At 61.5% G+C, this 22,291-nt stretch carries 14 protein-coding genes; 3 read left to right on the top strand and 11 right to left on the bottom strand.

Annotated features, from left to right (window positions below):
• Window positions 1–226 precede the first annotated feature (226 nt).
• On the top strand, window positions 227–3,124 hold the full coding sequence (locus tag CK222_RS10705) for a trifunctional glycosyltransferase/class I SAM-dependent methyltransferase/polysaccharide deacetylase (protein WP_095800366.1): 2,898 nt from the start codon (window positions 227–229) through the stop codon (window positions 3,122–3,124).
• A 63-nt stretch (window positions 3,125–3,187) separates the two neighbouring features.
• On the opposite strand, the gene CK222_RS10710 is transcribed toward CK222_RS10705, so the two are convergent.
• Window positions 3,188–3,868, bottom strand: coding sequence for a redoxin domain-containing protein (locus tag CK222_RS10710; RefSeq protein ID WP_066994127.1), 681 nt, complete (start codon window positions 3,866–3,868; stop codon window positions 3,188–3,190).
• 19 nt (window positions 3,869–3,887) lie between these two features.
• Entirely contained in the window at window positions 3,888–7,190 is a 3,303-nt protein-coding gene (locus CK222_RS10715; protein ID WP_128370242.1) for an adenylate/guanylate cyclase domain-containing protein, read from the bottom strand.
• Window positions 7,191–7,433: 243 nt separating this feature from the next.
• Between CK222_RS10715 and CK222_RS10725 the strand changes: the two genes are divergently transcribed.
• Complete coding sequence (locus CK222_RS10725) at window positions 7,434–9,206, top strand: adenylate/guanylate cyclase domain-containing protein (protein WP_095800367.1); 1,773 nt, start codon at window positions 7,434–7,436, stop codon at window positions 9,204–9,206.
• An 80-nt stretch (window positions 9,207–9,286) separates the two neighbouring features.
• Here CK222_RS10725 and CK222_RS10730 read toward each other — a convergent pair whose 3' ends face one another.
• From CK222_RS10730 to CK222_RS10740, 3 genes are all read right to left on the bottom strand, one after another.
• Window positions 9,287–10,672, bottom strand: coding sequence for a hypothetical protein (locus tag CK222_RS10730; RefSeq protein WP_095800368.1), 1,386 nt, complete (start codon window positions 10,670–10,672; stop codon window positions 9,287–9,289).
• Window positions 10,673–10,869: 197 nt separating this feature from the next.
• A complete protein-coding gene (locus CK222_RS10735; RefSeq protein WP_095800369.1) occupies window positions 10,870–11,394 on the bottom strand; it encodes a GNAT family N-acetyltransferase in 525 nt (174 codons plus the stop codon).
• A gap of 74 nt (window positions 11,395–11,468) precedes the next feature.
• Window positions 11,469–12,293 carry a hypothetical protein gene (locus CK222_RS10740; protein ID WP_095800370.1) on the bottom strand — a complete coding sequence of 275 codons (825 nt, stop codon included), beginning with the start codon at window positions 12,291–12,293 and terminating at the stop codon, window positions 11,469–11,471.
• Between the two features lie 203 nt (window positions 12,294–12,496).
• Between CK222_RS10740 and CK222_RS10745 the strand changes: the two genes are divergently transcribed.
• Window positions 12,497–13,912 (top strand): adenylate/guanylate cyclase domain-containing protein, encoded by a 1,416-nt coding sequence (locus tag CK222_RS10745; RefSeq protein WP_095800371.1) that lies wholly within the window; start codon window positions 12,497–12,499, stop codon window positions 13,910–13,912.
• A 20-nt stretch (window positions 13,913–13,932) separates the two neighbouring features.
• Here the strand turns inward: CK222_RS10745 and CK222_RS10750 are convergent, their stop codons facing one another.
• From CK222_RS10750 to CK222_RS10775, 6 genes are all read right to left on the bottom strand, one after another.
• Entirely contained in the window at window positions 13,933–14,412 is a 480-nt protein-coding gene (locus CK222_RS10750) for a class I SAM-dependent methyltransferase (RefSeq protein ID WP_067326330.1), read from the bottom strand.
• Window positions 14,413–14,592: 180 nt separating this feature from the next.
• Window positions 14,593–15,774, bottom strand: coding sequence for an ABC transporter permease (locus CK222_RS10755; protein ID WP_095800372.1), 1,182 nt, complete (start codon window positions 15,772–15,774; stop codon window positions 14,593–14,595).
• Window positions 15,771–16,769, bottom strand: coding sequence for an ABC transporter permease (locus CK222_RS10760; protein WP_066994096.1), 999 nt, complete (start codon window positions 16,767–16,769; stop codon window positions 15,771–15,773). Before CK222_RS10760 ends, CK222_RS10755 begins: the two co-directional genes overlap by 4 nt.
• A 2-nt stretch (window positions 16,770–16,771) precedes the next feature.
• Window positions 16,772–18,670, bottom strand: coding sequence for an ABC transporter substrate-binding protein (locus CK222_RS10765; RefSeq protein WP_095800373.1), 1,899 nt, complete (start codon window positions 18,668–18,670; stop codon window positions 16,772–16,774).
• Window positions 18,667–20,562, bottom strand: a complete 1,896-nt coding sequence (locus tag CK222_RS10770) for an ABC transporter ATP-binding protein (RefSeq protein ID WP_095800374.1) — start codon at window positions 20,560–20,562, stop codon at window positions 18,667–18,669. The genes CK222_RS10765 and CK222_RS10770 overlap by 4 nt, the downstream gene beginning before the upstream one ends.
• A gap of 143 nt (window positions 20,563–20,705) precedes the next feature.
• Window positions 20,706–22,046, bottom strand: a complete 1,341-nt coding sequence (locus CK222_RS10775) for an adenylate/guanylate cyclase domain-containing protein (RefSeq protein ID WP_066994087.1) — start codon at window positions 22,044–22,046, stop codon at window positions 20,706–20,708.
• Between the last annotated feature and the right edge of the window lie 245 nt (window positions 22,047–22,291).

Below are 22,291 nucleotides of genomic sequence, written 5' to 3' on the forward strand. Positions count from 1 at the left end.
CAGTAGCTTACGCTAATCCAGTCACACCCGACAGCCCCTTCGGTAAGCGCGAGTGCCTCGGATGTGACGCGAAAACACCGCCCCGGCGCACGGGCCTAATTCTAAACCGTCGGGCATGAGCGCTCTCCATTCAAGCCTGTTTTCAAGTCTTGTTTGCCTGCAGGAAATCGCGGGCTATGGTTTGGGACTTTTGTTCTACGTTCGAAGCAGGCGCGGGTAAGACGGCGTGGCGCATAATCCTCTGGTTTCAATCGTGGTTCCTGCGCACAACGCCGAGGCAACGCTGGCGCGCGCACTCGATTGCCTTCTCGATCAGGATATAGTGGATTGGGAGGCGATCATCGTCGATGACTCCTCTACGGATCGCACCCCCGCGATCATCGCCGGTTATGTTGAGCGCGATGCCCGATTTCGCACATTGAGCTCTTGCGCGCACAACGCCGCCGGCGCGCGCAACAGCGGGATTTCGACAGCGCGCGGCCAATGGCTCATGTTTCTGGATGCGGACGATTGGGTGGATGCCAGCTTCCTTGCGAAAATGCTGGCCGCTCTGAAAACCGCTCCCGATGCGGTGGCCGCCTATTGCGGTTCTCGGCGCGTGATGCCCGACGGCGAACTGACCCCGTCGAGCATCTCAACAGAGGTTGCGATCGAGCCCTTCGAAACTTTCGCGCGCCGGCGCGCCATTCGCACTCACGCGCTGCTGGTCGATCGGAAGACAATTGTCGAGTTGGGCGGTTTCGATGTGTCGCTGCGCACCTGCGAGGACTGGGACCTGTGGCAGCGTCTCGCACGTCTGGGCAAACGTTGGGTGATGGTCGACGAGCCTCTCGCTTTCCATCGGGTCAGCCCCAACTCGCTCTCCCGCAATTCGACGCAGATGTTGGCAGATGCGGCAATCGTGATCGTCCGCGGCTTTTCTCCTGATCCCAGGGTCGAACACCCGGCATCGGTTCACGCCAATGGAGCGATCGACGCGAACGGCTGCTCCGCTGCCGAAGCACTCGCGTGGTTCGCGCTGTGGAACGCCGCGTCGGATTGCGGCCGCGGCGCCTGCTCAATCGACGCGCAGTCCCTGCGCGCGGTCCCGGCAGCACGCAAATGGGCGCGTGAGATCGCCAGGGTGGTCTTCGATGGCCTTATGGCAGGAAGCCTGTCGGTGCCAGCGCAATTGGCTGCCAGGTGGGACAGGTTCGGTGGCCCCCTCACCGAGTTGATCGTCGAACTCGGCAGGGTCTGGGACGATCCCGCAGCGGGTCGCCGCGTCCAGTATCACCTTGAGCAAATGCTTCTCGACTCCGACGATCTCGCCGCGCCGCGCAGATTGGCGCGGACACTGGGAATTCGCGTCGACGCCGGAAATCCGGCCTCCACCGAACTTCCGGAAGGAATCGATCGAATTTATGCCTATCTGATGATGGACGGCCGGATCGAGGCTCGCGTGCAGTTCGGCGCGCTCGGGAAAGTGACAAGGAGCCATTGGATCGAGTTGGCCTCGCAGAGCGGCGTTGCCGACAAGTCAAACATGTCTGAAGCCGGGGCATCGTTGTCCATGGCGGAGCCTCCGTCCGATCCGGACAGCCACTTCGGCAAGCTGGCGCGATTGGCCGCGAAAGCGCAGGAACTGGTTCGGTCGAGCGCCGAACCTGCAGAGCCATTAGCGGCACCGCGCCGTAAACCGGCCGCGGATGACAACGGTACTGATCGCACGTCGTTCTGGAATCGCCGTTTCGCGACCGAGGATCCCTGGAACTATCGTTCGCCCTATGAGCAGGAAAAGTATGAGCGGCAGCTCGAAATTCTGCCTGCCGGTCTCATCGGACGGGCGCTTGAGCTGGCCTGCGCGGAGGGCCACTTCACGCGGCAGCTGGCGCCGCGAGTCGGCCATTTGACCGCAACTGACATCTCCAGCGTAGCCGTCGAGCGGGCGCGCGCGCGATGCAGCGATCAGCCGAATGTCGACTTCGGCGTACTGGATTTCTCCGCGGAAACGCTTCCGGGCAAGATGGATCTGATCGTCTGTTCGGAAGTGCTCTACTACCTGGACGATCTCGCTGAGTTGCGGCGCATCGCCAAGAAATTTGTTGAGGCGTTGACGCCTGGCGGCAGTGTCGTCAGCGCACACGCATTCGTGCTCCGCGACAATGTTGAGAGGACGGGCTTCGACTGGAACACATTCGGCGCACAAGCGATCTCGGAGACGCTGGCGGCGACCGAAGGCCTCGTCCTCGAGCGGTCGATCCAGACCGAGCTCTATCGCATAGACCGCTTCCGCCGCCTGTCACCGGACGGCGTGGCGACGGACCCGGTGATTGATCATGTGCCAATCCACGCGCCCATCGGTGTTGGAGTCGCGCGAAATATCGTCTGGGGCGGGGCACGGGCCTTGCGCCGCGACGTCGCGCGCAGCGAGCGGCGGCAGCATGTCCCTGTCCTCATGTACCACGGCATCGCCGATGATGGTCCAGCCGCGCTCGCCCGTTTTCGGCTCACGCCCGCCGCATTCGACCGCCAGATGGCATGGCTGCGCGCCAATGGCTTTCACGCCATCACGTCCGAGCAACTGGGATGGTCCATCGCCAACCGTGAACCTTTCGTTGGTCGCCCGGTGCTCATCACCTTCGATGACGGCTTCCAGAATTTTGCCGACCATGCTTGGCCGATCTTGCGCGCGAACGACCTGACCGCGGAAGTGTTCCTGGTAACGGACTTGGTAGGGGAAAGTGCACGGTGGGACATCGACAGCGGTCCGCCGACGCAGCTCATGGACGCTGGGACGGTGCGACGTCTCGCCGGCGAAGGTGCGTTCTTCGGAAGCCATCTGGCGACGCATCGCGCGATCGATGGTCTGTCGAGTTCTGATTTGGCCGCCGAGCTCCTGCGCTCTCGCATGTTCGTCGAACGGTGGACCGGTCGGCCAACCACGGCGTTCGCGGCACCCTTCTCTGTCACCGACCGACGGCTTGGCCGGCTGGCCAGGGAGTGCGGCTATCGGATCGGCTTCGGCGGCAAACACGGGCCGGCGGATCTCGATTGCGATCCCATCGACCTTCCGCGCATCGAGGTTCGCGGGGATCGCTCGCTCGAAGACTTTGTTGCGCGTGTCGAGGCCGTGCTCGGATGACCGGTGAACAAACCGGGTTCTGCTTTTTTATCGGTGTCCCGCCCGACTACCTTGTTCGCAAGTCTATTGAACGACCTGGGATACGGCTGACATCAGCTCCTGCGGGTTTGGCGCCCCAAACATGTATCGCCCACCCTCTGGAACCTCCGTGAAGCTCCAGCGGACCACCCCCTGCCGGTCCAGCAGGAATTGACCGATCAGTTGTCCGTGTCCCGTTGCCATCATCTGCTGGTCGGCCTCGGTCACTTCGTAATGGTCCTTCTTGTCGAGGAATTCGCTGGCCGCAAAAGGATCCATGGGAGCGGGCAACTCGCCTGGTATGTCGACCCGCATATCCTTTGCCGCTGCCATCGAGACCTTGTACGGCCAGTTCGTGTCGTCCTGGGTAAATTCAAGATTGGGCAGTCCAAAAGCACGATGCGAAGCGCGTTCAGGGTCGGAAGCCGCAAGCAGATTCGGCATCGGGTGGTAGCGGAAATAGAGACGCGCCCGTTCGATCGGCGTGTTGACCACCGTCAGGCTTTCCACCCCCTTTTCGCGCAGTTCCGGATCAAGCCGCGCCTGGGCGGCGATATGGCGTCGGCAAAACGCACAATGCAGACCTCGAAACAGGCCAACCAGCACCGGTTTTTGTCCGCGGAAGTCGTCAAGCGCGATCTTGCCTTCCTGGGTTATGGCGTCGAGCACCACGTTCGGCGCACGATCGCCCGGTTGAAGCGGTACCAAGTCAATACGCGCGGACATTGTTCAACCTCCCACCCGGCTAGTCGAGAAAAGGCAGCACCACAAGCGCTTCCGGGTCTAGCCCGTGCTGGGCGCATATACCCTGCGCCAGGGAAAAGTAGCGTTCGGCCTCGGCCAAATTGTCGAGGTCGAGATTAAGCGTTGCCAGACCATCATAGCACGGAAACAGCAGTTGGGGTTCACTCGTTTCGCGCGCTACGTCCAGTGCTTCGTGGAACAAGCCAACCGCCAGTTCCGGACGACCATTGCACTGGTGGATCTGCGCAAGCACGATCAACGGCACCGGCAGATGCTCGCGCTGGTCGAGTGCCCGGTCGATCTCGATGGCCTTCTCGGCAGCAGGCACGCCCTCCGTTGGGCAACGATCCGTGAAAGTACAACAAGCAACCGCCAGGTTCGCGAGGAGGCGCGCCTGAAAGCCCGAATCACCAATATGGCGCGCCACTTCAAGACCGCGCCGACAGACCTTTATCGCCTGTGCCGGATCGATGGTCGTGTAAAGCACGCCGAGATTGGTGTAGCCGCGGCAGGCCGTGCCCAGCAGACCGGCGGCTTCGGCCAGTTCAATGCTACGCTCGATCTGGCGCACCGCTTCAAGGTTTCGCCCAAGGCGAGCCAGCGCGACAGCCTTGGTGTTGAGTGCCTCGGCGGTCACAAGAGTGGCGTCACGCCCTTCCTCGGAGACATGCTCCGTTGTCAGAGTGCGTACGCCATCCAGCGCCGCGTCTGCCCATTTTGCTGCGCGAGCGTGATCTCCGCCACGGAACGCCTGTCGGCCACGTTCTTGCCACAGCTGCGCCTGCTCGATCGGGGCATCCGCTCCTTCGAGGAGCGCTGCGGCTTCAGCATAGCGGGTTTCTGCGTTGTCCCGCTTGCCGACGTCCCAGAGCAGCCGACCGATCTTGCGCAAAACTCGTGCCGACGCGACGCGATTGCCTGACTCGCGATATGCCTGCAGCACCGTTTCGTAGTGCTGGTGCGCGACCTCGCGGCGGCCCACCGGGCCGCTCAAATCGGCAATGCGCTCCGCGATTGCCAGCTTGAGCGGCGTTTGCCCGATCGCGCCCAACGCAGCCAGCGCTCGCTCATAGAAACGAAGGGCGTCGTCGTTGGCGTATATCATGCGAGCGCGATCGCCCGCCGCCTGCAAGTAATGCGCGCCTTTCTCCCGCTCCGCGCTCTGCGCGAAATGATGACCGAGCACGGTCAAATCCTCGAGCCGTTCCGGCTTGTCGCCACACAGCTGCTCCAAGGCGGCACCGACCCGCCCGTGGATATCGGTCCGGCGTTGCAACAGCAGATTCTGGTAGATCACGTCCTGCAGCAACGTTTGCGTAAAGCGGTAGCTTGGCGACGAGATCGAGCCTGATCCGGCGACCTCCTCGATGATTTCGGCATCGCAAAGCAGTTCGCAGCCGGCTTCCAAGCGGCCGGGTTCGGCTGTCACGGCTTTCAAAAGTGTGGCATCGAAACGCGGGCCGATCACCGCGGCTTCCTGGGCCAACCGGCGCACCTCCTGGGGCAGCCGGTCGACCCGGGCAAGCAGCATTGCCTGGATAGTGGCGGGAATGCCGGTTGCGACTTCGCCTGCCGCAGTCCGCCATCGCTGGCCCTCGCGCATCAGCACACCGCGATCGATCAGGCCGCGAACGATCTCCTCTATAAAAAGCGGATTGCCGCCGGCGCGCTCGAGGATCTGGTCGACAAGCCTGCCTGCGGACTTTACCCAGCTCTCCCCGAACAGCGCCGCCAGCAGCCCGCGTCCGTCATCAGTGTTGAGCGGCGAAAGCCTCAGCGCTGTGTGACTGACCCGACTTGAGTCGAGCTGGTCGTTGTCCGGCGCCGGACGATGCGTGACCAGCAACATCAACCGCGTGCGTTCCAACCTGTCCATCACGAAACGCAGCGCCTCGAGCGACACGGCGTCGGCCCAGTGCAGATCTTCGACGACAATCAACAGCGGCGACAACGCAAGCCGCCTTTCGATGATCGTGCGGACTGCGTAGAGAATTTGCCTCCGCAGCTGCTCGGGCTCGACATGCTGCAAGGTGGCATCGGGGTCGCCAAGGCCAAGCACATGGTAGAGCAAAGGCATCAGCCGCTTCGCCTCCTCGCCCTGCAGGCCGAGGTCGGTCAGCAAGCCTGCGAGCTTCGCCCGCATTTCGTCCCCAGTATCGCTTTGCATCATCCCGGCAGCGCTGCGCACCACTGCGCCCAAGGCGCCAAAAGATTGTTCGCCCAGCGGTGAGCATGTGGCCTGCCGCACGGCGACGTTGCGAAAACGATCCTCGTCGCCGACGCGGGCGACGAACTCCTTCACCAGCCTCGATTTCCCGATACCGGCTTCTCCGACGAGGCGAACAAGTTGGGCCGAGCCGCCGCACGCCTGGTCAAGGCTGGCCAGCATTCTATGGAGCTCCGCACCACGACCTATGATCGGCGCGCTCAGGCCGAGCACCTCGAGCCCACGCGCTGCACGCGGCAACGCAAGCGGTGCGTCCAGTCGATGGACGAGCACACTGCCTGCCTTGCCGCGAAGCACAACATCACCCAGCGGCTCGAAAGAGAAGGCATGCCGGGTCAGCCTATGAGTGAGTTCGCCTACCAGAACCTCACCCGGTGCGGCCAGCGATTGCAAGCGTTGCGCCGTATTCACTGTATCGCCGGTCACCGAATAGGATTTGGCGGTGCCGATGCCCAATCCGCCAGTGACGACCGGACCAGTGTTTATGCCGATGTGGAGCAACAGAGGCGAGCCGGAGTGGGGAGCGCTTTCGCCGAGCCGCGTCGTCCGGGCCATCATGTCGAGAGCGGCGCGAAGCGCACGTTCCGGATCGTCCTCATGCGCGACCGGCGCACCGAACAAGGCAAGCAATGCATCACCGATGAATTTGTCGACGAAACCGCCAAAGTTTCGCACGGCTGCCGTCAATTCCTTGAACAGTTGGTTCTGCAGCGCTTGCATCACCTCGGGGTCGAGCTGCTCGCTGAGTGTGGTGAAGCCGCAAAGGTCGGCGAACAGGACCGTCACCGTCCTGCGATCGGCTTCAGAGACGGGATGCAACCCATCATCTTCGCTTTCGATGTTCGCGAGCAGCGACGGAGTTCGAGAAGGCGGCACAATGGTCCGGCTTGGTGTCGGAGCAGGCCGTTCGACGGCTTTTGCCGTCGCACCGACGCTTGCCCCACATTTCGGACAGAACTCGAAATCGGGCGCGCACAGGTAGCCGCAGCTGGCGCATGGCACGGGCTGGCGCCTGCCACACTTCGGACAGAAAGCGAAACCGCCCTCGACCTCGAAACCGCAGCCCGAGCAGTCCATCGAGCAAGACCTCACTGGAGCCATGACGGCGTGATCTCGCCACGCACTTCACGGCCGGGTATTCAGACAAGAATGAACCGATAGTCGTCGGCCAGCAAGCGGCAGCGCAAATGGGGCATCGAGCGATCGGTCCAGGCCCGGTGGCAGAGCGCTGCCGACTCGCGCGTCTGCGTAGCCGTCGTCCACGAAAATTCCCTCTTAGCCTCCGCCTTCCTGCTATTATGGAGCCGAGGACACGTGCCCATGAGCGAAAACCGGAAGCTGGCCGCAATCCTCGCTGCAGATGTGGTTGGATACAGCCGGCTCGCGAGCGAGGACGAAGATCGTACTTTGGCGAGGTTGCGGGCACTGCGCAGCGACCTGATTGATCCAATCATCGCAGTGCACAACGGGCGGGTGATCAAGCGCACCGGGGATGGAGCGCTGGTCGAGTTCCGCAGCGTGGTGGATGCCGTGCGCTGCGCCGTTGAGGTTCAGAACGGCATGGTCGAGCGCAATGCCGGCGTGCCGCAGGACCGCCGCATCGAGTTCAGGATCGGCATCCATCTGGGCGATGTGGTCGAAGAGAGCGACGGCGACCTGATGGGCGACGGCGTCAACATCGCCTCGCGTTTGGAGGGCGTCGCGGCGCCCGGCGCCATCTGCCTGTCCGAGGATGCCTATCGCCAGGTCAAGGCGCGGCTCGACCTCTCGGTCAGCGATCTCGGCAGCACACAGCTCAAGAACATCGCCGAGCCGATCCGGGTCTATTCGCTGCAAGTCGGCAGCGCCGGGACCAAGCCGGCCGCGAACCCGGAAAGCGCGGCGAGCCGGCCCGCGACGGCAGCGCCGCCGAAACTGTCGATCGCCGTCCTGCCGTTCGCCAACATGAGCGGTGACGCCGAACAGGATTACTTCGCCGACGGCATTTCTGAGGACATCATCACGGCGCTGTCCAAACTGTCGCAGCTCTTCGTCATCGCCCGCAATTCGTCGTTCACCTTCAAGGGGCAGAACGTCCATGTGCAGGAGGTGGGCTCGAAGCTCGGCGTGCGGCATGTACTCGAGGGCAGCGTACGCAAGTCGGGGAACAGGGTGCGCATCACCGCGCAGCTCATCGATGCAGCCTCGGGCGGCCATCTTTGGGCGGAGCGGTTCGATCGCGACCTGACCGATATATTCGCCGTGCAGGACGACGTGACGCAGCAGATCGTCGGGGCGTTGGCGCTCAATCTGACCGAAGGCGACCGTCAGCGGCTGGCGCCCGAGTATGCGCGCAACACGCAGGCGTATGACTATTTCCTGCGGGGCCGGGAGCTGTGGCACCGGCTGACGAATGAGACGAACGTCGCAGCCCGCGACCTCTTGCAACGTGCGATCGAACTGGACCCGAAGTTTGCCTCTGCCCACGCCTTCCTCGCCCTCACGCACGGGCTCGATTACCTGAACAGGTGGAGTGCGTCGCCGCCGGAATCGATGGCGCAAGCGGAAGAGGCCGCAACGCGAGCGGTGACGCTGGATGACAGCGATCCCTGGGCGCACTGGGCGCTGGCTATCGTGAAGCTGTATACACGACGGCACGATGAAGCCATCAACGAGGCCGAGCACGCGATAGCTCTCAATCCGAACTTCGCCGAAGGGCACGTGATCCTCGGCGAGGCGCTGCACTATTCGGGCAGATCCGTAGAGGCGCTCGAGAGTTACGCCCGGGGCAAGACCTTGAATCCATACTTTCCGGATGTGCTTCTGCATTTCCAGGCTTTGGCATCGTTTCAACTCGGAAGGTACGAAGAGGCCGTTGACCTCCTGCTGCAACGGCTGGCTCGCAACGCTGTCACCGATGTCTCGCGCGCGCTTCTGGCCGCCAGCTACGGCCATCTGGGCCGTTTCGCCGAGGCCCGTGAGGCATGGCAGGAGGTGCTTCGCGTCAATCCCGACTATTCGCTGGACTACCGACGCAAGGTCCTGCCCTACAAGAACCCTGCCGATTTCGAACTCATCGTGGACGGGCTCCGCAAGGCCGGGATCGTGCAGTGACAGGTGAGGCCATGTCAGGTCAGGCCTTGAACCGCGGCCGATCGCGATGGACTCTCCGCGAATAAAATCTGATGCGAAGCTCAGGTCGCCTTGATCTCTCCCTGGCCGACCTTGCGCCATCGGGCGTCTTCTCGAACCAGTTTCAGGTCGTCGGTCGTCTCGGCAAATGTTTGCAAGCGATACTGCCGGAGCAGATCCGCGAAGAGCGCCCCTTGCGGCAGGCCGGCAAGCTGCTCGCGGACCGAGATCTTTTCATCGATGACCCGCACGCCCCAGGCATTTTCCCGAACCTGCAGCTCCTGAGCCAGATCGCGCTCTTCCGGCGCGTTCTCGTCAAGCGCGGCCAGCAGGATCGAGTGGAAAAGCGCCACATAGCCAATCTGTCTCAGGCCGCCCACAACCCGCACGCGCGGCAATATGGCGAGCACGAGGAACGTGAGGAACAAGTTCGGCAGCAGCACGCCTTCCAGTAGCGCCTGCTTGAGATGCGTTCGCTCGAACGGGATGGAAAGACCATGCCGCCTATCGGGCTCGATCAGGTGGCCGTTCTCAAGGACGAGCTTGCGCACGCGCTCGTCGCGGATGCCCCAGAAATAGGCTGTGGCATTGGGCAGGAATCTGCCAAATGGTCTCGCTGCGGTCTCTTGCAGGGCACGTTCGAGACGCTTGCGCCTCGCGGGCTCAAAGAGCAGCTTGGAAAGAAGGCTGCCGTCATATTCCAGATGCCGAGCCATGGCGGCCGCGGCCAGCCGATCATCGATGAAAACCGGCTTGGCCATGCTGGAACAGTCCCAATTGGCGACCAGATCCTCGTTGAGGGCTGTCACCGCGTCGGCCGCGGTTGCAAACATCTTGTCCCGGCTGGCAAGCAGTGTGCCCAGCCAGCGGCTGGCATCCGTTTCATCACCCACCGCTTCGAGCGCGCGTTTGTTGAGGAAGACGGGACCGGCCGCGCAGGCGCTTTTGCGGCAAAGCTTGTGGCGTCCCATGCCAAACAGGTTGACCTTGGCGTCGCCGACATCGAGCCATCCGGGCCCCTCCCGGCCGATTGTCTCCATGGTCATCGTCGTTCCCATGAAGCAGAAGAAGGCCGAGAGCCCGCTTTCGACCGCTCCGAGCCAGGCAAGCAGCAGGGCGTCGAAGGTGATCCGGTCCATCAGAAGCAGACAGTGCAGGCCGGACTGAATGACCGGTCTGTGCTCGAACGCTTCGAGGGCCTTGCCGACCTCTTCAGGCTGCATGATCGCACCAAGACGCCGATGCAGCACGTCGCGGAGGATCGAGCGGGCAGCGATCGCCGGGTCCGATGCAGGCCTTGCCACCGGCCGCCACAGATGGCGGGCATAATCGGAAACCGGTGCGTTCCAGTTCTGCTCGATGTCACGCACGACCTCCGGGCAGAGCAGCGACAGCACAGCCAGAATTTCCGCTGGAGGCGTGGGGATTGGGTCAGCCACGGCGGTCATCTGTCCCGTCTGGCGGCTCGCGGTGCAAACGCCAAGGGAGACCAGACTTTCTGGATGCCGGCACACATGGATCGTCAACTCGATCAGAACAGTGTGAGATGAAATTATCCTACAGAGTTCTCCATCGGCAACCGCCAGTTCGCCGACTCGGCTTGGATTGCTAGATTGGCCAAACAGTTAACACTGAACAGCGGACCTCAGAATCGCAGCCGGGCCATGCTGAGGAGGTCGTGGTACTGGCCGTCGGTAAAGCCGGCCTTCACATGCCGACCTTCGACCTCGAAGCCATGGCTTTTGTAGAGGCGCATGGCCGGTTCGTTGTCGGCGGAGACGGTCAATTCGACCCGCTTCAGAGCGCGCCAGTTGTCGGCCACGTCGAGCAGCGCGCCAAGTATGGCAGAGCCGATACCTTTTCCGACAAAGGCATCGTCAAGACCGATATTGATCTCACCGATATGCGAACGGCGCGGCGAACCCTGCACGACCAGGCTGCCATGGCCGACGACCTTGCCCTCCACCTCCGCAACGATCCAGGTGGTTTCCTGGCCGGACTTGGCGATGCGCCGCTCCACCTGCTCCACCATCTCGAAAGGCATCCTGAGCGTGCCCCAGCGGAAGCCCGGCATGTTGAAGATGGCGCAAAGCGCCTCCGCATCGCTTAGCCGAACGGATCGGAGCTGCGGCTGGATTTTCTCGGGGGATGGCGAGGTTGTGCTGGTCATAACGTTCCCGGCGATGGCAATCGGCACGGTACGATGCACCCTACGTCACCTGAAAATCCAGCCGTCTCTAGAACCTATGATGCCGATTGCGAGCTAAAATACGGAGTGGCGGCGAAGAGTTTGAAGACACCGCTGATGCCGATCCAGGCGAAAAGGGCAAGCCAGCACAATGTCCCGATCGCCGCCCAGTCGATCCGGTGCACGGCAGCGTCGGTGATGACGAGTCCAACAATGGCAAGCAGGCCAACCAGCAACTGCGCCAAGCCCAGCACCAGCAGTTCCTCGCGCCGCGCGCTTCTCCAGACGACATATATGCCGCCCGCCCCCGCGAGGAAGATGGCGCTGTAGACCTGAGCGTGGAAGCCATCGACCGGCCATGGCCAGAAGCTGCCGAATGTCAGTGGGAACAGCAACAGGCCGACGCCATAGAGCCCAAGGACTGCCGATTCCACCGGCATGTAGCCGCGCCATGCGGGCTTTAAGGTCACGCCTTTTGCAGAAGGACGGGCCCTGGCCCGCCATAGGAACAGCCCGGATACCGCGATCGAACCAAGATAGACCAGAAACCAGAGCCAGGGCGCTTTGCGCCCGAAGTTGAAATAGCCGAGATTGATGAACGACGCCACCGACACGATGACGGTGAAGATGAGCGCCATGACGAGCACGAGCCTGCCGGGCGACCAGCGATTCCAGAACAGCAGCGCCGCCATCACGACCATTTCGGCGGTGTAGAAGCCACCAAGGAAGCGGGCATTGAACGGAGTGACGGCCCACGGCCAGCGCGGCTTGACCAGCACGGGCGCGAAGAACAGGCCGGCGCCTACGGTCAGGACGATAATGACCACCAAGGAAAAGAGGCGCAGGGTGCCGGGAAACGGCGGATTGTCGGATGTCGGCATCGGGTAGCCCGCATAGATAAATGCCCATGGATCATCATAGTGCCGGTTGCGGCCGGCGAAAATCCACCAAACGGACTTGATGTATCGCCCGGCTTGTCTATTCGAATGGCCGTAGGCTCGGTTTCGAAGTAAAATGGCGCAGTCGGACCAGGACCGGTCCGGTCAACACGTTTCGGCGGCGCATTTCTTCCGGAGCCTGCACGATGAACGAAGCTCAGGATCTGTTCTCGCTTCTGCGGCAATCGACCGATGTCGATCCGCGGGCAATCGATGCGATCAAGCGAACCATCGCGGAGGGCAAGGACCGCGAGCTTTGCCGCATCAATGCTCTAGCCTTCGCCAGCAAGCATGGCCTCGACGAGGAACGCGCCATAGGCGCCTTTCTGCATGCGGCGCGGGTGGGCCTGTTCGACATTTCCTGGAATGTTCTATGCCCGGGCTGTGGCGGCGTGCTCGACAGCAACGCCACGCTGAAAACCCTGCAGAAGGACGAATATACCTGCGCGCTGTGTTCCGAAGGCTATTCACCGACCCTCGACGAGATGGTCGAGGTGACATTCACGGTCAGTCCTCGCGTGCGCAAGATTGCCGCCCACAATCCACACGAACTGCCGTTGGTGGAGTATTTCCGCCAGATCTACTGGGCGTCCGGCGTCGACCTGCCGGAAGAGGATTTCGCCAAGACGATGGAAGCGTTCTCGCTGGAGGATATCGAGCTTGCGCCAGGTGAAAAGGCTGTTCTGCCCGTACAGCTTCCGTCCGAATTCATCATCGTCTTCGAGCCGGTCACCCATTCAGTGCAGTTCATCGACGTCAAGGGCGAACCGACAAGAGAGCGCCGAAGCCTCTCATTGGTCTTCGACCGCGAGCATGTCCAGAACCAGACGCTGGAGATGCAACCCGGCCCGTTGCGCATTTCGCTGGAAAACAGGACCGACACCCGCGTGCTGCCGACGGTCTTCATCGCCGGCCAGGAATTGCATGATCTCCTGGGCAAACGCCGGCCGTTCCTGACAGCCAAGCGCCTGCTCACCAACCAGACGTTCCGCGATCTCTATCGCACCGACACGCTCGACATCAACCAGCGCCTGAAGATCACTAGCCTCACCTTCCTGTTCACCGACCTGCGCGGATCGACCGAGCTTTACGAGCGGGTGGGCGATCTTTCAGCCTTCGATCTCGTGCGCGTGCATTTTCAGGTCCTGCACGAGATCGTTGCGTCGGAGGCAGGCGCGGTGGTGAAGACGATCGGCGATGCGGTGATGGCGACCTTCGCGACGCCGGATCGTGCGATTGCCGCGGCCCTCAGGATGCGCGACGCCATGCGTGCGCTCAATGAGAAGAGCGGGCGCGAGGATCTGCTGCTCAAGATCGGAGTCCATGCCGGCCCGTGCATTGCCGTGTCTATGAACGAGCGACAGGACTATTTCGGCCAGACGGTCAACATTGCTTCGCGGGTCCAGAATCTTGCCAACGCACAGGCGATCTTCGCCACGCGCGCGGTGGTCGACGACAATCTCACCGCCGATCTATTGCACAGGAACGCGCTGACGCCCGTGCCACACGAGGTCTCGCTGCGCGGCATCGAGAGGGAGATAGCGGTATACACGATCCCCTGAAGACTTGGGCGTTGAGGACCTCAGACGCGCCTGCAGACAAAATAACGATCGGCGGGTACCGAAGGCGGCAGTGGAAGGCGCTGCAACTGCGGGTGATCGAGCGGCGTGCCGCTGACCGCAATGCCTCCGACGCGAAGCAGGCGCGCGGTTAGTTCGGGAAGCCAGGTAGAGGTCACTGCATCGCGATCTTCATAGCCGGTGCCGATGTCGGCATGAACAAGGGCGGCCTCGATGCCGATGAACCTGCTCGCCGTCTCGCGGATTTCGCCGAGCACGAGGTTTTCAGCTTCGGGAATTGAGCTGGCGTGTGCGGCAAGTGCGCGGTCGAACGCCACGATCCGTCGGCCGGGCAGACGCTCGCGCAGATGGTGGAACGTCCGGCCATTGCCGAGGCCGAGCTCAAGGATGGGACCCTCGATCTTCGCCACCTCCGCGCAGACTTGATCGAGAATGTCGCGCTGTGCCGTCAGCCTGCGGATGAAACTTTCGAGGCGACTCATATGCGTCTGTGTGTCCTAGACCAGCTCAAGAGACCGGCAATGCCCGCGACCAGGATGAAACCCGAGCAACGTGTAGCCCGATCCGGCGTCGCCGCATATAGAGGCGAACGTTCAACACAGCAACAGGCCCCCGACGAACCGGGCGGAGTCTGCGCCTTGAAGCGCGGCGGACTGGCGATGTCACTTGTAGGGGTCCGCAGCGTCCCGCAAGCCGTCGCCGAGGAAGTTGAACGCCAGAATGACGAGAATGACGGGGAGGATCGGCAAAAGTAGCCATGGATAAAACGCGATCACGCTGACGCTGCGCGCCTCGGTGAGCAGGATGCCCCAACTGGTTATCGGTGCCCGCAGCCCGAGCCCGAGGAAGCTCAGCGCCGTCTCGCCCAGGATCATGCCGGGTATGGAGATCGTCGCCGTCGCGATCAGATGCGACATGAAGCCCGGAATGAGGTGCCGCCGGATAATGCGGCCGCTGCTGGCGCCCATCAATTGCGCGGCCAGAACGTAATCCTCCTCTCGCAACGCTAAAAGCTTTGAACGCACGGCCCGCGCCAATCCGGTCCAGTCGAGCAGCCCGAGGATGACGGTGATGCCGAAATAGATCAGGATCGGACTCCAAGTTATCGGCATGATCGCCGCCAGAGCCAGCCATAGCGGAATGCTGGGGATCGATTGCAGAACTTCGATTATCCGTTGAACGATCAGGTCGAAGATGCCGCCGTGATAGCCGGCCAGTCCGCCGATGACTATGCCGAGCAGGAAGCTGAAACTGATGCCGACGAGGCCGATCGTCAGTGAAATGCGTGCACCATAGATGATGCGCGAGAGCACATCGCGCCCCAGCCTGTCAGTGCCGGCCAGGAAGAGCTGGCCGTTTTCGGCAGGGCAGACAAAATGCCTGTCACCTTCGATCAGGCCCCAGAACCGGTAGCTGTCGCCCTCGCAGAAGAAGCGGATCCGCTGAACATCGTCCTGTTGGTCGATGTAGTTCCGCTTCAGCGTGTCCATATCCAGCTTCATCTGGCGGCCATAGACGAACGGCCCGACGAACTGGCCGTTGTGGAACAGGTGCACCCGCTGCGGCGGCGCATAGATGTAGTCCATGTTGCGCGTGTGCAGATTGTAGGGCGCCAGGAACTCGCAGATCAGTATCGCGAAATAGAGCAGCGCCAGGAATATGCCGGATACATGAGCAAGCCGGTGGCGTCGGAATTTCCACCACATCAGCCGCAACTGCGACGCCTGAAAGACCTTCGACTGCTCCGGCGTCATTGCCTCGACCGACTGCAGGTCAAAGGGCGCGATGGAAACATAGTGTTGCAGCGGAGCACCCGGAGCGGGAAGTGGCGATTGCGTGTTCATTTGGTACTGCCGCCCTGCAAACGAATTCGTGGATCAAGCAGTGCCAGCGCCAGATCGGAAATCAGCACGCCGATGACCGTCAGGAAGGCGAGGAACATCAGGAACGACCCTGCCAGGTACATGTCCTGGCTTTGCAGCGCCTTGATCAGCATCGGCCCGGTCGTTTCCAAAGACAGCACGATCGCCGTGATTTCGGCACCGGAAATGATGGCCGGCAGGATAGAGCCGATGTCCGAAATGAAGAAATTGAGCGCCATGCGCAGCGGGTATTTGACCAGGGTCCTGAAGGGATGAAGGCCCTTGGCGCGCGCCGTCACGACATATTGCTTGTGAAGCTCATCGAGCAGATTGGCGCGCAGCCGCCGGATCATGCTTGCCGTGCCCCCGGTGCCGATGATCAAGACCGGGATCCAGAGATGGGCGAGGATCGACTTCGCCTTGGCCCAGCTCATCGGCTCGCCGAGATATTGCTGGTCCATGAGATGGCCGACGGACGTGCCGAACCAGATATTGGCGAAATACATCAGGATCAGCGCCAGCATGAAGTTCGGGATGGCAAGGCCGAGAAGGCCGAAGAAAGTCAGGCCGTAGTCGCCCCAGCTGTATTGATGCGTGGCCGAGTACATGCCGATCGGAAAGGCGATGAGCCAGGTGAAGAGGATCGTCACGAAGGAAACCAGCACGGTCAGCCACATTCGGTCCCCGATCACGTCGCGAACCGGCAGCTCATATTCGAAGGAATAGCCGAAATCGCCGTGCAGCATCCCGCCGACCCAGTAGAAGTAGCGAATGACCGGCGGCTTGTCGAAACCATAGTCCTTCCGCATCATCTCGATGCGGTCGGAATCCACCGCTTCGCCCTGAGCCCGAAGCTCGGCAACATAGCTGTCGAAATAGTCGCCTGGGGGAAGTTCGATGATTGTGAACACAAGCGCCGATATGATCAGCAGCGTTGGAACCATTACGGCGAGGCGCCAGACAATATATCGAAGCACGCTCAGGACTCTCCAAGCCAAAATGTATCGGGCATGTAGACACCGAAATAGGCGGTCGGGTCGTAGCCGTAGAGCGCCTTGTCAGGCAGATTGCGCAGCCGCGAGGAGGCCAGAACCGGCTGATATGTTCCGTTCACCGTGCCGATCGAAAACACCTGATCGGTGTAGATCGACAGCATTGAATTCCAGATTTCAGCGCGCTCCGTGGGTTCGGTCGATGCGTTCCAGCGCTTGAGTAAGGTCATCAACTCGACCACAGGCGGAAGATCGGGCGCCTCGCCGAGCCTGCCACGAGACAAGTAGTGAGCACCCCAGAGCGGCCATTGCAGTTGGTCGTCAATGGTGGGGGCCAGCTGGTACGGGTTCATGTCGGCGGTCGGCACGCCATTGTCGATGCCCGACCACATCGACATCATGATCTGGCCACCAAGCGCGCGACTGCGAAAGATGTCGCGCTGCGAAGTCCGGATGAACAGGGCGATACCGATCTGGCGCCAGTGATCGCTGATGAGCTCGAGCGCATCGGTTTCCAGCGTGCTTTCGCCGGCCGTTTCCACGACGATCTGCGCCGGGCGTCCATCGGGAAGTATCCGCAGGCCGTCATCGTCACGCGCCTGAAGCCCGACCTCGTCGAGCAGGGCATTGGCCTGATCAGGATCGTAGGTGACCCAGGCTTTCGCGAATTCGGGCCGGTAGAGCGGGCTCTCCGGCAGGACCGTATCGGCACTTTCCTGCGCCAATCCATAGAACACAGCCATATTGATCTCGCGCCTGTGCACAGCGAGCGAAAGTGCACGACGCACGCGCACGTCGCGAAAAAGGCCACGCCAGACCTGGTCGGCACAATTCAGATTGGGCAGCAGCGCCAGTCGCGAACCCTGTGTGCGTTTCCAGAGATGCATTTTGACCGGGTAGCGCTTCTCCGCGTCCTTCAGGAAGGAGTAATCGCTGAAATCAATTCCCATGCATTGCAGGTCGCTCTCGCCCGCGCCGGTCTTGGCGGAAATAATCGCCGACGAGCTCACATTCATGACAATCCGGTCAACATATGGTAGTTGCCGGCCATTCTCGTCTATGCGGTGAAAGAACGGATTGCGCTCGAAGACGAACTGCTCAGCCGGCGGCTTGGTCCGGTTCCGCCAGGGATCGAGCGTCGGCAGTTCCGGGTTCTCCGGGCGATACTGCCGCGACATGCGGATATGCAGGAGCGTCCATTTCTTGGCCCTGTGCTCCTCCATCAGGCCGGCGAGCCGGAATGGATCCTGGTATTTCTTGTGGAACTGCTTGAGATAGGCGGCCGGCAGAACAAGCGATAACGGCGAAGCAGCCGCGAGCTTGGGCAGGAAGTCGGGATTTGGCGCATCCCAGCTATAACGGACCGTCAACGGATCGACGATCTCGAAGCGTGGCGGCTTGCCGTCGGCCAGCAGGGCCGGGGCGAGCCCGCCTTGCGAAAGTTCGTCGTTCAGCCAGACATCTTCCCAGCAATAGCGAAAGTCCTCCGGCGTCAGCAGGCTACCGTCAGACCATTTATGTCCTTCCCGTATCTTGAAAGTGAAGACGCGATCGTCTGCTACCTCGAAACTTTCAAGAATGTCGGCTTGCAAGTTGAGCTTTTCGTCATAGCCGACGAGGCGAGCATATCCGTAGATCGTCATCATCCGGATATCTTTCTGACTGCCGATGATCGTGCGCAGCGTGCCGCCATACTGGCCGGGCTGCCTGCCCATCGCAGCGAGATTCAACACGCGGGGGCTCTTGGGCAAGCGCTCGGAGAGTGCCGGCAGCGCCAGGGCCTTCAGCAGCGGCTGAAGAAACTCCGGCTCCAGATCGCCTGCGCGCAACGTGCCCGGCAAAAACGCCGAAGCCATGAGTCCAAGGACGGTGCGCCGGCTGATCAATGGCGTAGCTCGCTGACATCGGCCGAACGTCGGGCCAGCACGAGGTGGCCGCCCCCAAGATCGAGCGGCGACAGTACATCCTCGTCGCCCTCGTCGCGGAATTGCGGTCCCCATGCGCTGGTGCCGGAAGCGCCGCTGAGCTTCAGCGTCTTGAAATCCATCGGCCTGTCGAGGTCGGGGAAAGGTACTGCGGCGACAAGTGAGCGCGTGTAGGGGTGGATCGGTTTCCTCAGCAGAGTTTCGCGTGGCGCAAGCTCGACGATACGCCCGCCGCACATCACTGCGATTCGGTCTGCCATGTAGTCCACCACCGCCAGATTGTGCGATATGAACAGGTAGGTCAGGCCCAGTTCCTTCTGCAGGTCCTTCAGCAGGTTCAAGATCTGCGCCTGGACAGAGACGTCGAGCGCCGAAACCGGCTCGTCGCAGATCAGCAGTTCAGGGCCCAGCGCCAACGCGCGCGCGATGCCGATACGCTGACGCTGCCCGCCGGAGAAACTGTGGGGATAGCGCTTGATGAAGCGCGGATCGAGCCCGATCGCCTGCATCAGGCTTTTGACAGTGGCGAGTCGGGACGCGGCATCGCCACGTTGATGGATCTCCAGCGGCTCGCTCAGGATGTTCTCCACCGTCATGCGAGGTGACAGCGATGAAACCGGATCCTGGAAGACCATCTGGATTTTGGCGCGCAGCATGCGCAGGGCGTCTCCCTCGCCTTGCAAGACGTCGATCGCTCCATCGCGGCCGTTGAACGTCACAGAGCCGCCGCTAGGGGTGATAGCCCGCATAAGGATCTTGCTGACCGTGGTTTTGCCGGAGCCGCTTTCGCCGACCAGCCCCAGGCACTCGCCGCGCCTGATATCGAAGCTCACGCCGCCCACGGCGCGAACCGTGGTTTGATGATCCCCGCCAAACAACCCGGACTTGCGGATTGTGAAGGTCTTTTTCAGATCCCTGACCGACAACAGGATATCGTCTGGCCCCTTCGACGGCGGCGCCGTCTGCTTGCCGAGCAGGTTCTCGACATTCACCGGCACCTCGCGCAGCGCCTTTAGCCTTTCGCCAGGCTTCAGGTCGAAATGCGGAACGGCTGCCATCAGGCCCTTCAGGTAGGGGTGACCTGGTCGGCGGAATATCGCCTCGACAGGTCCCGCTTCCATGATCTCGCCATGGTACATGACCACGACCTCGTCGGCGACGTTGGCGACCACGCCGAGGTCGTGGGTGATCAGCAGCATCGCCATGTTCAGCTTGGTCTGAAGGCCGCGCAGCAAATGTAGGATTTGCGCCTGGATGGTGACGTCCAACGCCGTCGTCGGCTCGTCGGCGATCAACAGGGCGGGCCGGCAGATAAGCGCCATGGCGATCATGGCGCGCTGACGCAATCCTCCTGAAAGCTCAAAGGGATACATATCATAGGCGCGTTTGGGACTCGGAAAGCCGACAAGACCGAGCATTTCCTCGGTCCGCGCCTTGCGCTCCGCCCGAGCCATGGGGGTATGAATCTGCAAGGATTCGCTGACCTGGTTGCCGATCGTGTGCAGCGGCGACAGCGATGTCATCGGCTCCTGAAAGATCTTGCCGATGCGGCTGCCTCTCAATGCCCGGATTTCGGGTCCGTCACGTGGCATCTTCAGGATATCTTGCGTGGTGCCGGGCCTTTCAGGATCGGAGAACAGGATACGGCCGCGAACATGGGCTGATCCCGGCAGAATGCCCATCACTGCCTGGCTGAGAACCGATTTTCCGGAGCCGGACTCGCCCACAAGCGCGGTAACCTTGCCGGGCAGGACGCGAAGATTTGCGCGCCTGACGGCATGCAACGGTCCGCCGATGATGGCAAAAGAGATGCCAACATCCTCGATCCGCAGCAGATCAACACCCGAATTCATTCCACACCAGCCCCAATCTGGCAGGTTCGGAAGCGAGACTAACCTATTGCCAGCTTAGAGCAACTTGGATTCGGAACGGTCGCCAGCGGCGGAACCGGCGAGCGGACTGTCTATCTGGGGCCCTTCGGATCAGGTCGTGGCGGCTACTGGAGCTTGCTCGGGTCGCCCGCCGACAGCCGCGCGGCATCGCGGTGAAGCAGCATGACCTGCTCGGCGTCCGATCTTCGGTCATAAACCGGCTCAAGCGCACCGTCTTCATCGACTGCGAGAGCACCCGACAGATCGGGTGAGAGCACCGTCAGTTTCTGCTTGATGCCAGCCAGTTCCTCGCTGCCGAGCGTCAGCCAGTTGCTGGCGCCGCAATAGCTGGCGAAGTCCTTGCTGGCGAGAATGCTGTGCGGATATTTCTTGGTCAGTACCTGGAGACGCTGGACCTCGTTTACAGCCGAGCCGAAGACAGAGAATGTGAGCCGGTCGGTAAGCCCGACATTGCCGAACATCACATTGCCGACATGTAGACCGATACCAAATTTTATGTCGGTTAGCCCCTTTTCCTTTCTGCGCAGATTGAGATCCGTCACGCGCGCTGTGGCGCTGCGCGCTGCCGCAAGAGCAGCCTGGCAGGCGATCTCGGACTGCGAGCGATGCCTTTCGCAAGGGTAAACGGCGATGAAGCCATCCCCGATGAAACTCATGATCTGCCCCCCTTTGCGATTGAAAGGTGCAGCAACGGCGTCGAAAAACTGGTTCAGCGTATCGATATAGATTTCACGGCCGGAGGTTTCGGCAAGCCTTGACGACCCGCGCATGTCGCCCATGACCAGCGCGGCCCGGATTGTATCGCCCTCGCCGCGCTTGATCTGACCGTCAAGCACGCGCCTGCCGGCGTCGCCGCCGAGATAAGTGGTCATCATGTTGTCGGCGAGCTTGGTGAGCACCGCCATCTTGGTTGCCATAGCGAGATGGTTCTGGATGCGCAGCAGCGCCGAAATCATGCTGTCGCTGAACCCTGCGGCACTGTCGGTGGACCAGGACCCCATCATGCCCTGACTGGCGTTGCCGTTGAAGGAATGCACGAAAGCCAAATAGTCGGTGACGCCTATAAGCCTGAGATCATCGAAAACAGGAAACTCTGAAGGCAGCGACGGGTCGAGCCGGCGTCGCAGGTGGTCGAGCTTATTGCTGAGCAGATGATAGTATGGGCTGGTCAGGAACCTGTCGGACGGCGCGCCGGGCTCATTGCGGAAGCTTTCGATTTCTAAGCCTCGGCCGCGAACCCAGGTGAAGCCAAGCGCATCATAAAGCGGATGAAGCATCGAAAAGCTCAAATGCACCCGCTTCAACGGCAGGCCGGCAGCAGCCAGCCGTTCGCAAAAGCCTTTTACCAATGTTTCCAGGTCGTTGCCGGCAAGTACCGATTGGTTCAGCCAATCGGCTACCTTATCCATGAGAATGGTGGAAATTTCTGCTTGCGTTGTGCTCATGCTATCTCGAAACTCCTCGAAGACGAGGCATTGTCCTTTGATCCGCCCACAACACAGTCCGCCAACGACCCCAAGAAGAGATCCCCGAAGTCAATGAAGCCAGCTTTGGCAGGAAAAGCCGGCGAAGAACTTCGCAACTGGCTGTCCGTGCGGGCGAGCGACAGGCTAACTGTATCTATTTACTCGCGGCATTATGTGTCGACGCTGCCGGCCGAGTGCAACCACGATCCTGACATCGAGCAAAG

The sequence above is a fragment of the Mesorhizobium sp. WSM3866 genome (genome assembly GCF_002294795.1).
In the GTDB taxonomy this organism is placed as follows: domain Bacteria; phylum Pseudomonadota; class Alphaproteobacteria; order Rhizobiales; family Rhizobiaceae; genus Mesorhizobium.

Excerpts from the sequence above, each read along its gene's own strand:
- CK222_RS10770 (WP_095800374.1), bottom strand. The coding sequence starts at position 20,562 with ATGAATTCGGGTGTTGATCTGCTGCGGATCGAGGATGTTGGCATCTCT.
- CK222_RS10745 (WP_095800371.1), top strand. The coding sequence starts at position 12,497 with ATGAACGAAGCTCAGGATCTGTTCTCGCTTCTGCGGCAATCGACCGAT.
- CK222_RS10725 (WP_095800367.1), top strand. The coding sequence starts at position 7,434 with ATGAGCGAAAACCGGAAGCTGGCCGCAATCCTCGCTGCAGATGTGGTT.
- CK222_RS10730 (WP_095800368.1), bottom strand. The coding sequence starts at position 10,672 with ATGACCGCCGTGGCTGACCCAATCCCCACGCCTCCAGCGGAAATTCTG.
- CK222_RS10750 (WP_067326330.1), bottom strand. The coding sequence starts at position 14,412 with ATGAGTCGCCTCGAAAGTTTCATCCGCAGGCTGACGGCACAGCGCGAC.
- CK222_RS10710 (WP_066994127.1), bottom strand. The coding sequence starts at position 3,868 with ATGTCCGCGCGTATTGACTTGGTACCGCTTCAACCGGGCGATCGTGCG.
- CK222_RS10715 (WP_128370242.1), bottom strand. The coding sequence starts at position 7,190 with ATGGACTGCTCGGGCTGCGGTTTCGAGGTCGAGGGCGGTTTCGCTTTC.
- CK222_RS10755 (WP_095800372.1), bottom strand. The coding sequence starts at position 15,774 with ATGAACACGCAATCGCCACTTCCCGCTCCGGGTGCTCCGCTGCAACAC.
- CK222_RS10740 (WP_095800370.1), bottom strand. The coding sequence starts at position 12,293 with ATGCCGACATCCGACAATCCGCCGTTTCCCGGCACCCTGCGCCTCTTT.
- CK222_RS10735 (WP_095800369.1), bottom strand. The coding sequence starts at position 11,394 with ATGACCAGCACAACCTCGCCATCCCCCGAGAAAATCCAGCCGCAGCTC.
- CK222_RS10775 (WP_066994087.1), bottom strand. The coding sequence starts at position 22,046 with ATGAGCACAACGCAAGCAGAAATTTCCACCATTCTCATGGATAAGGTA.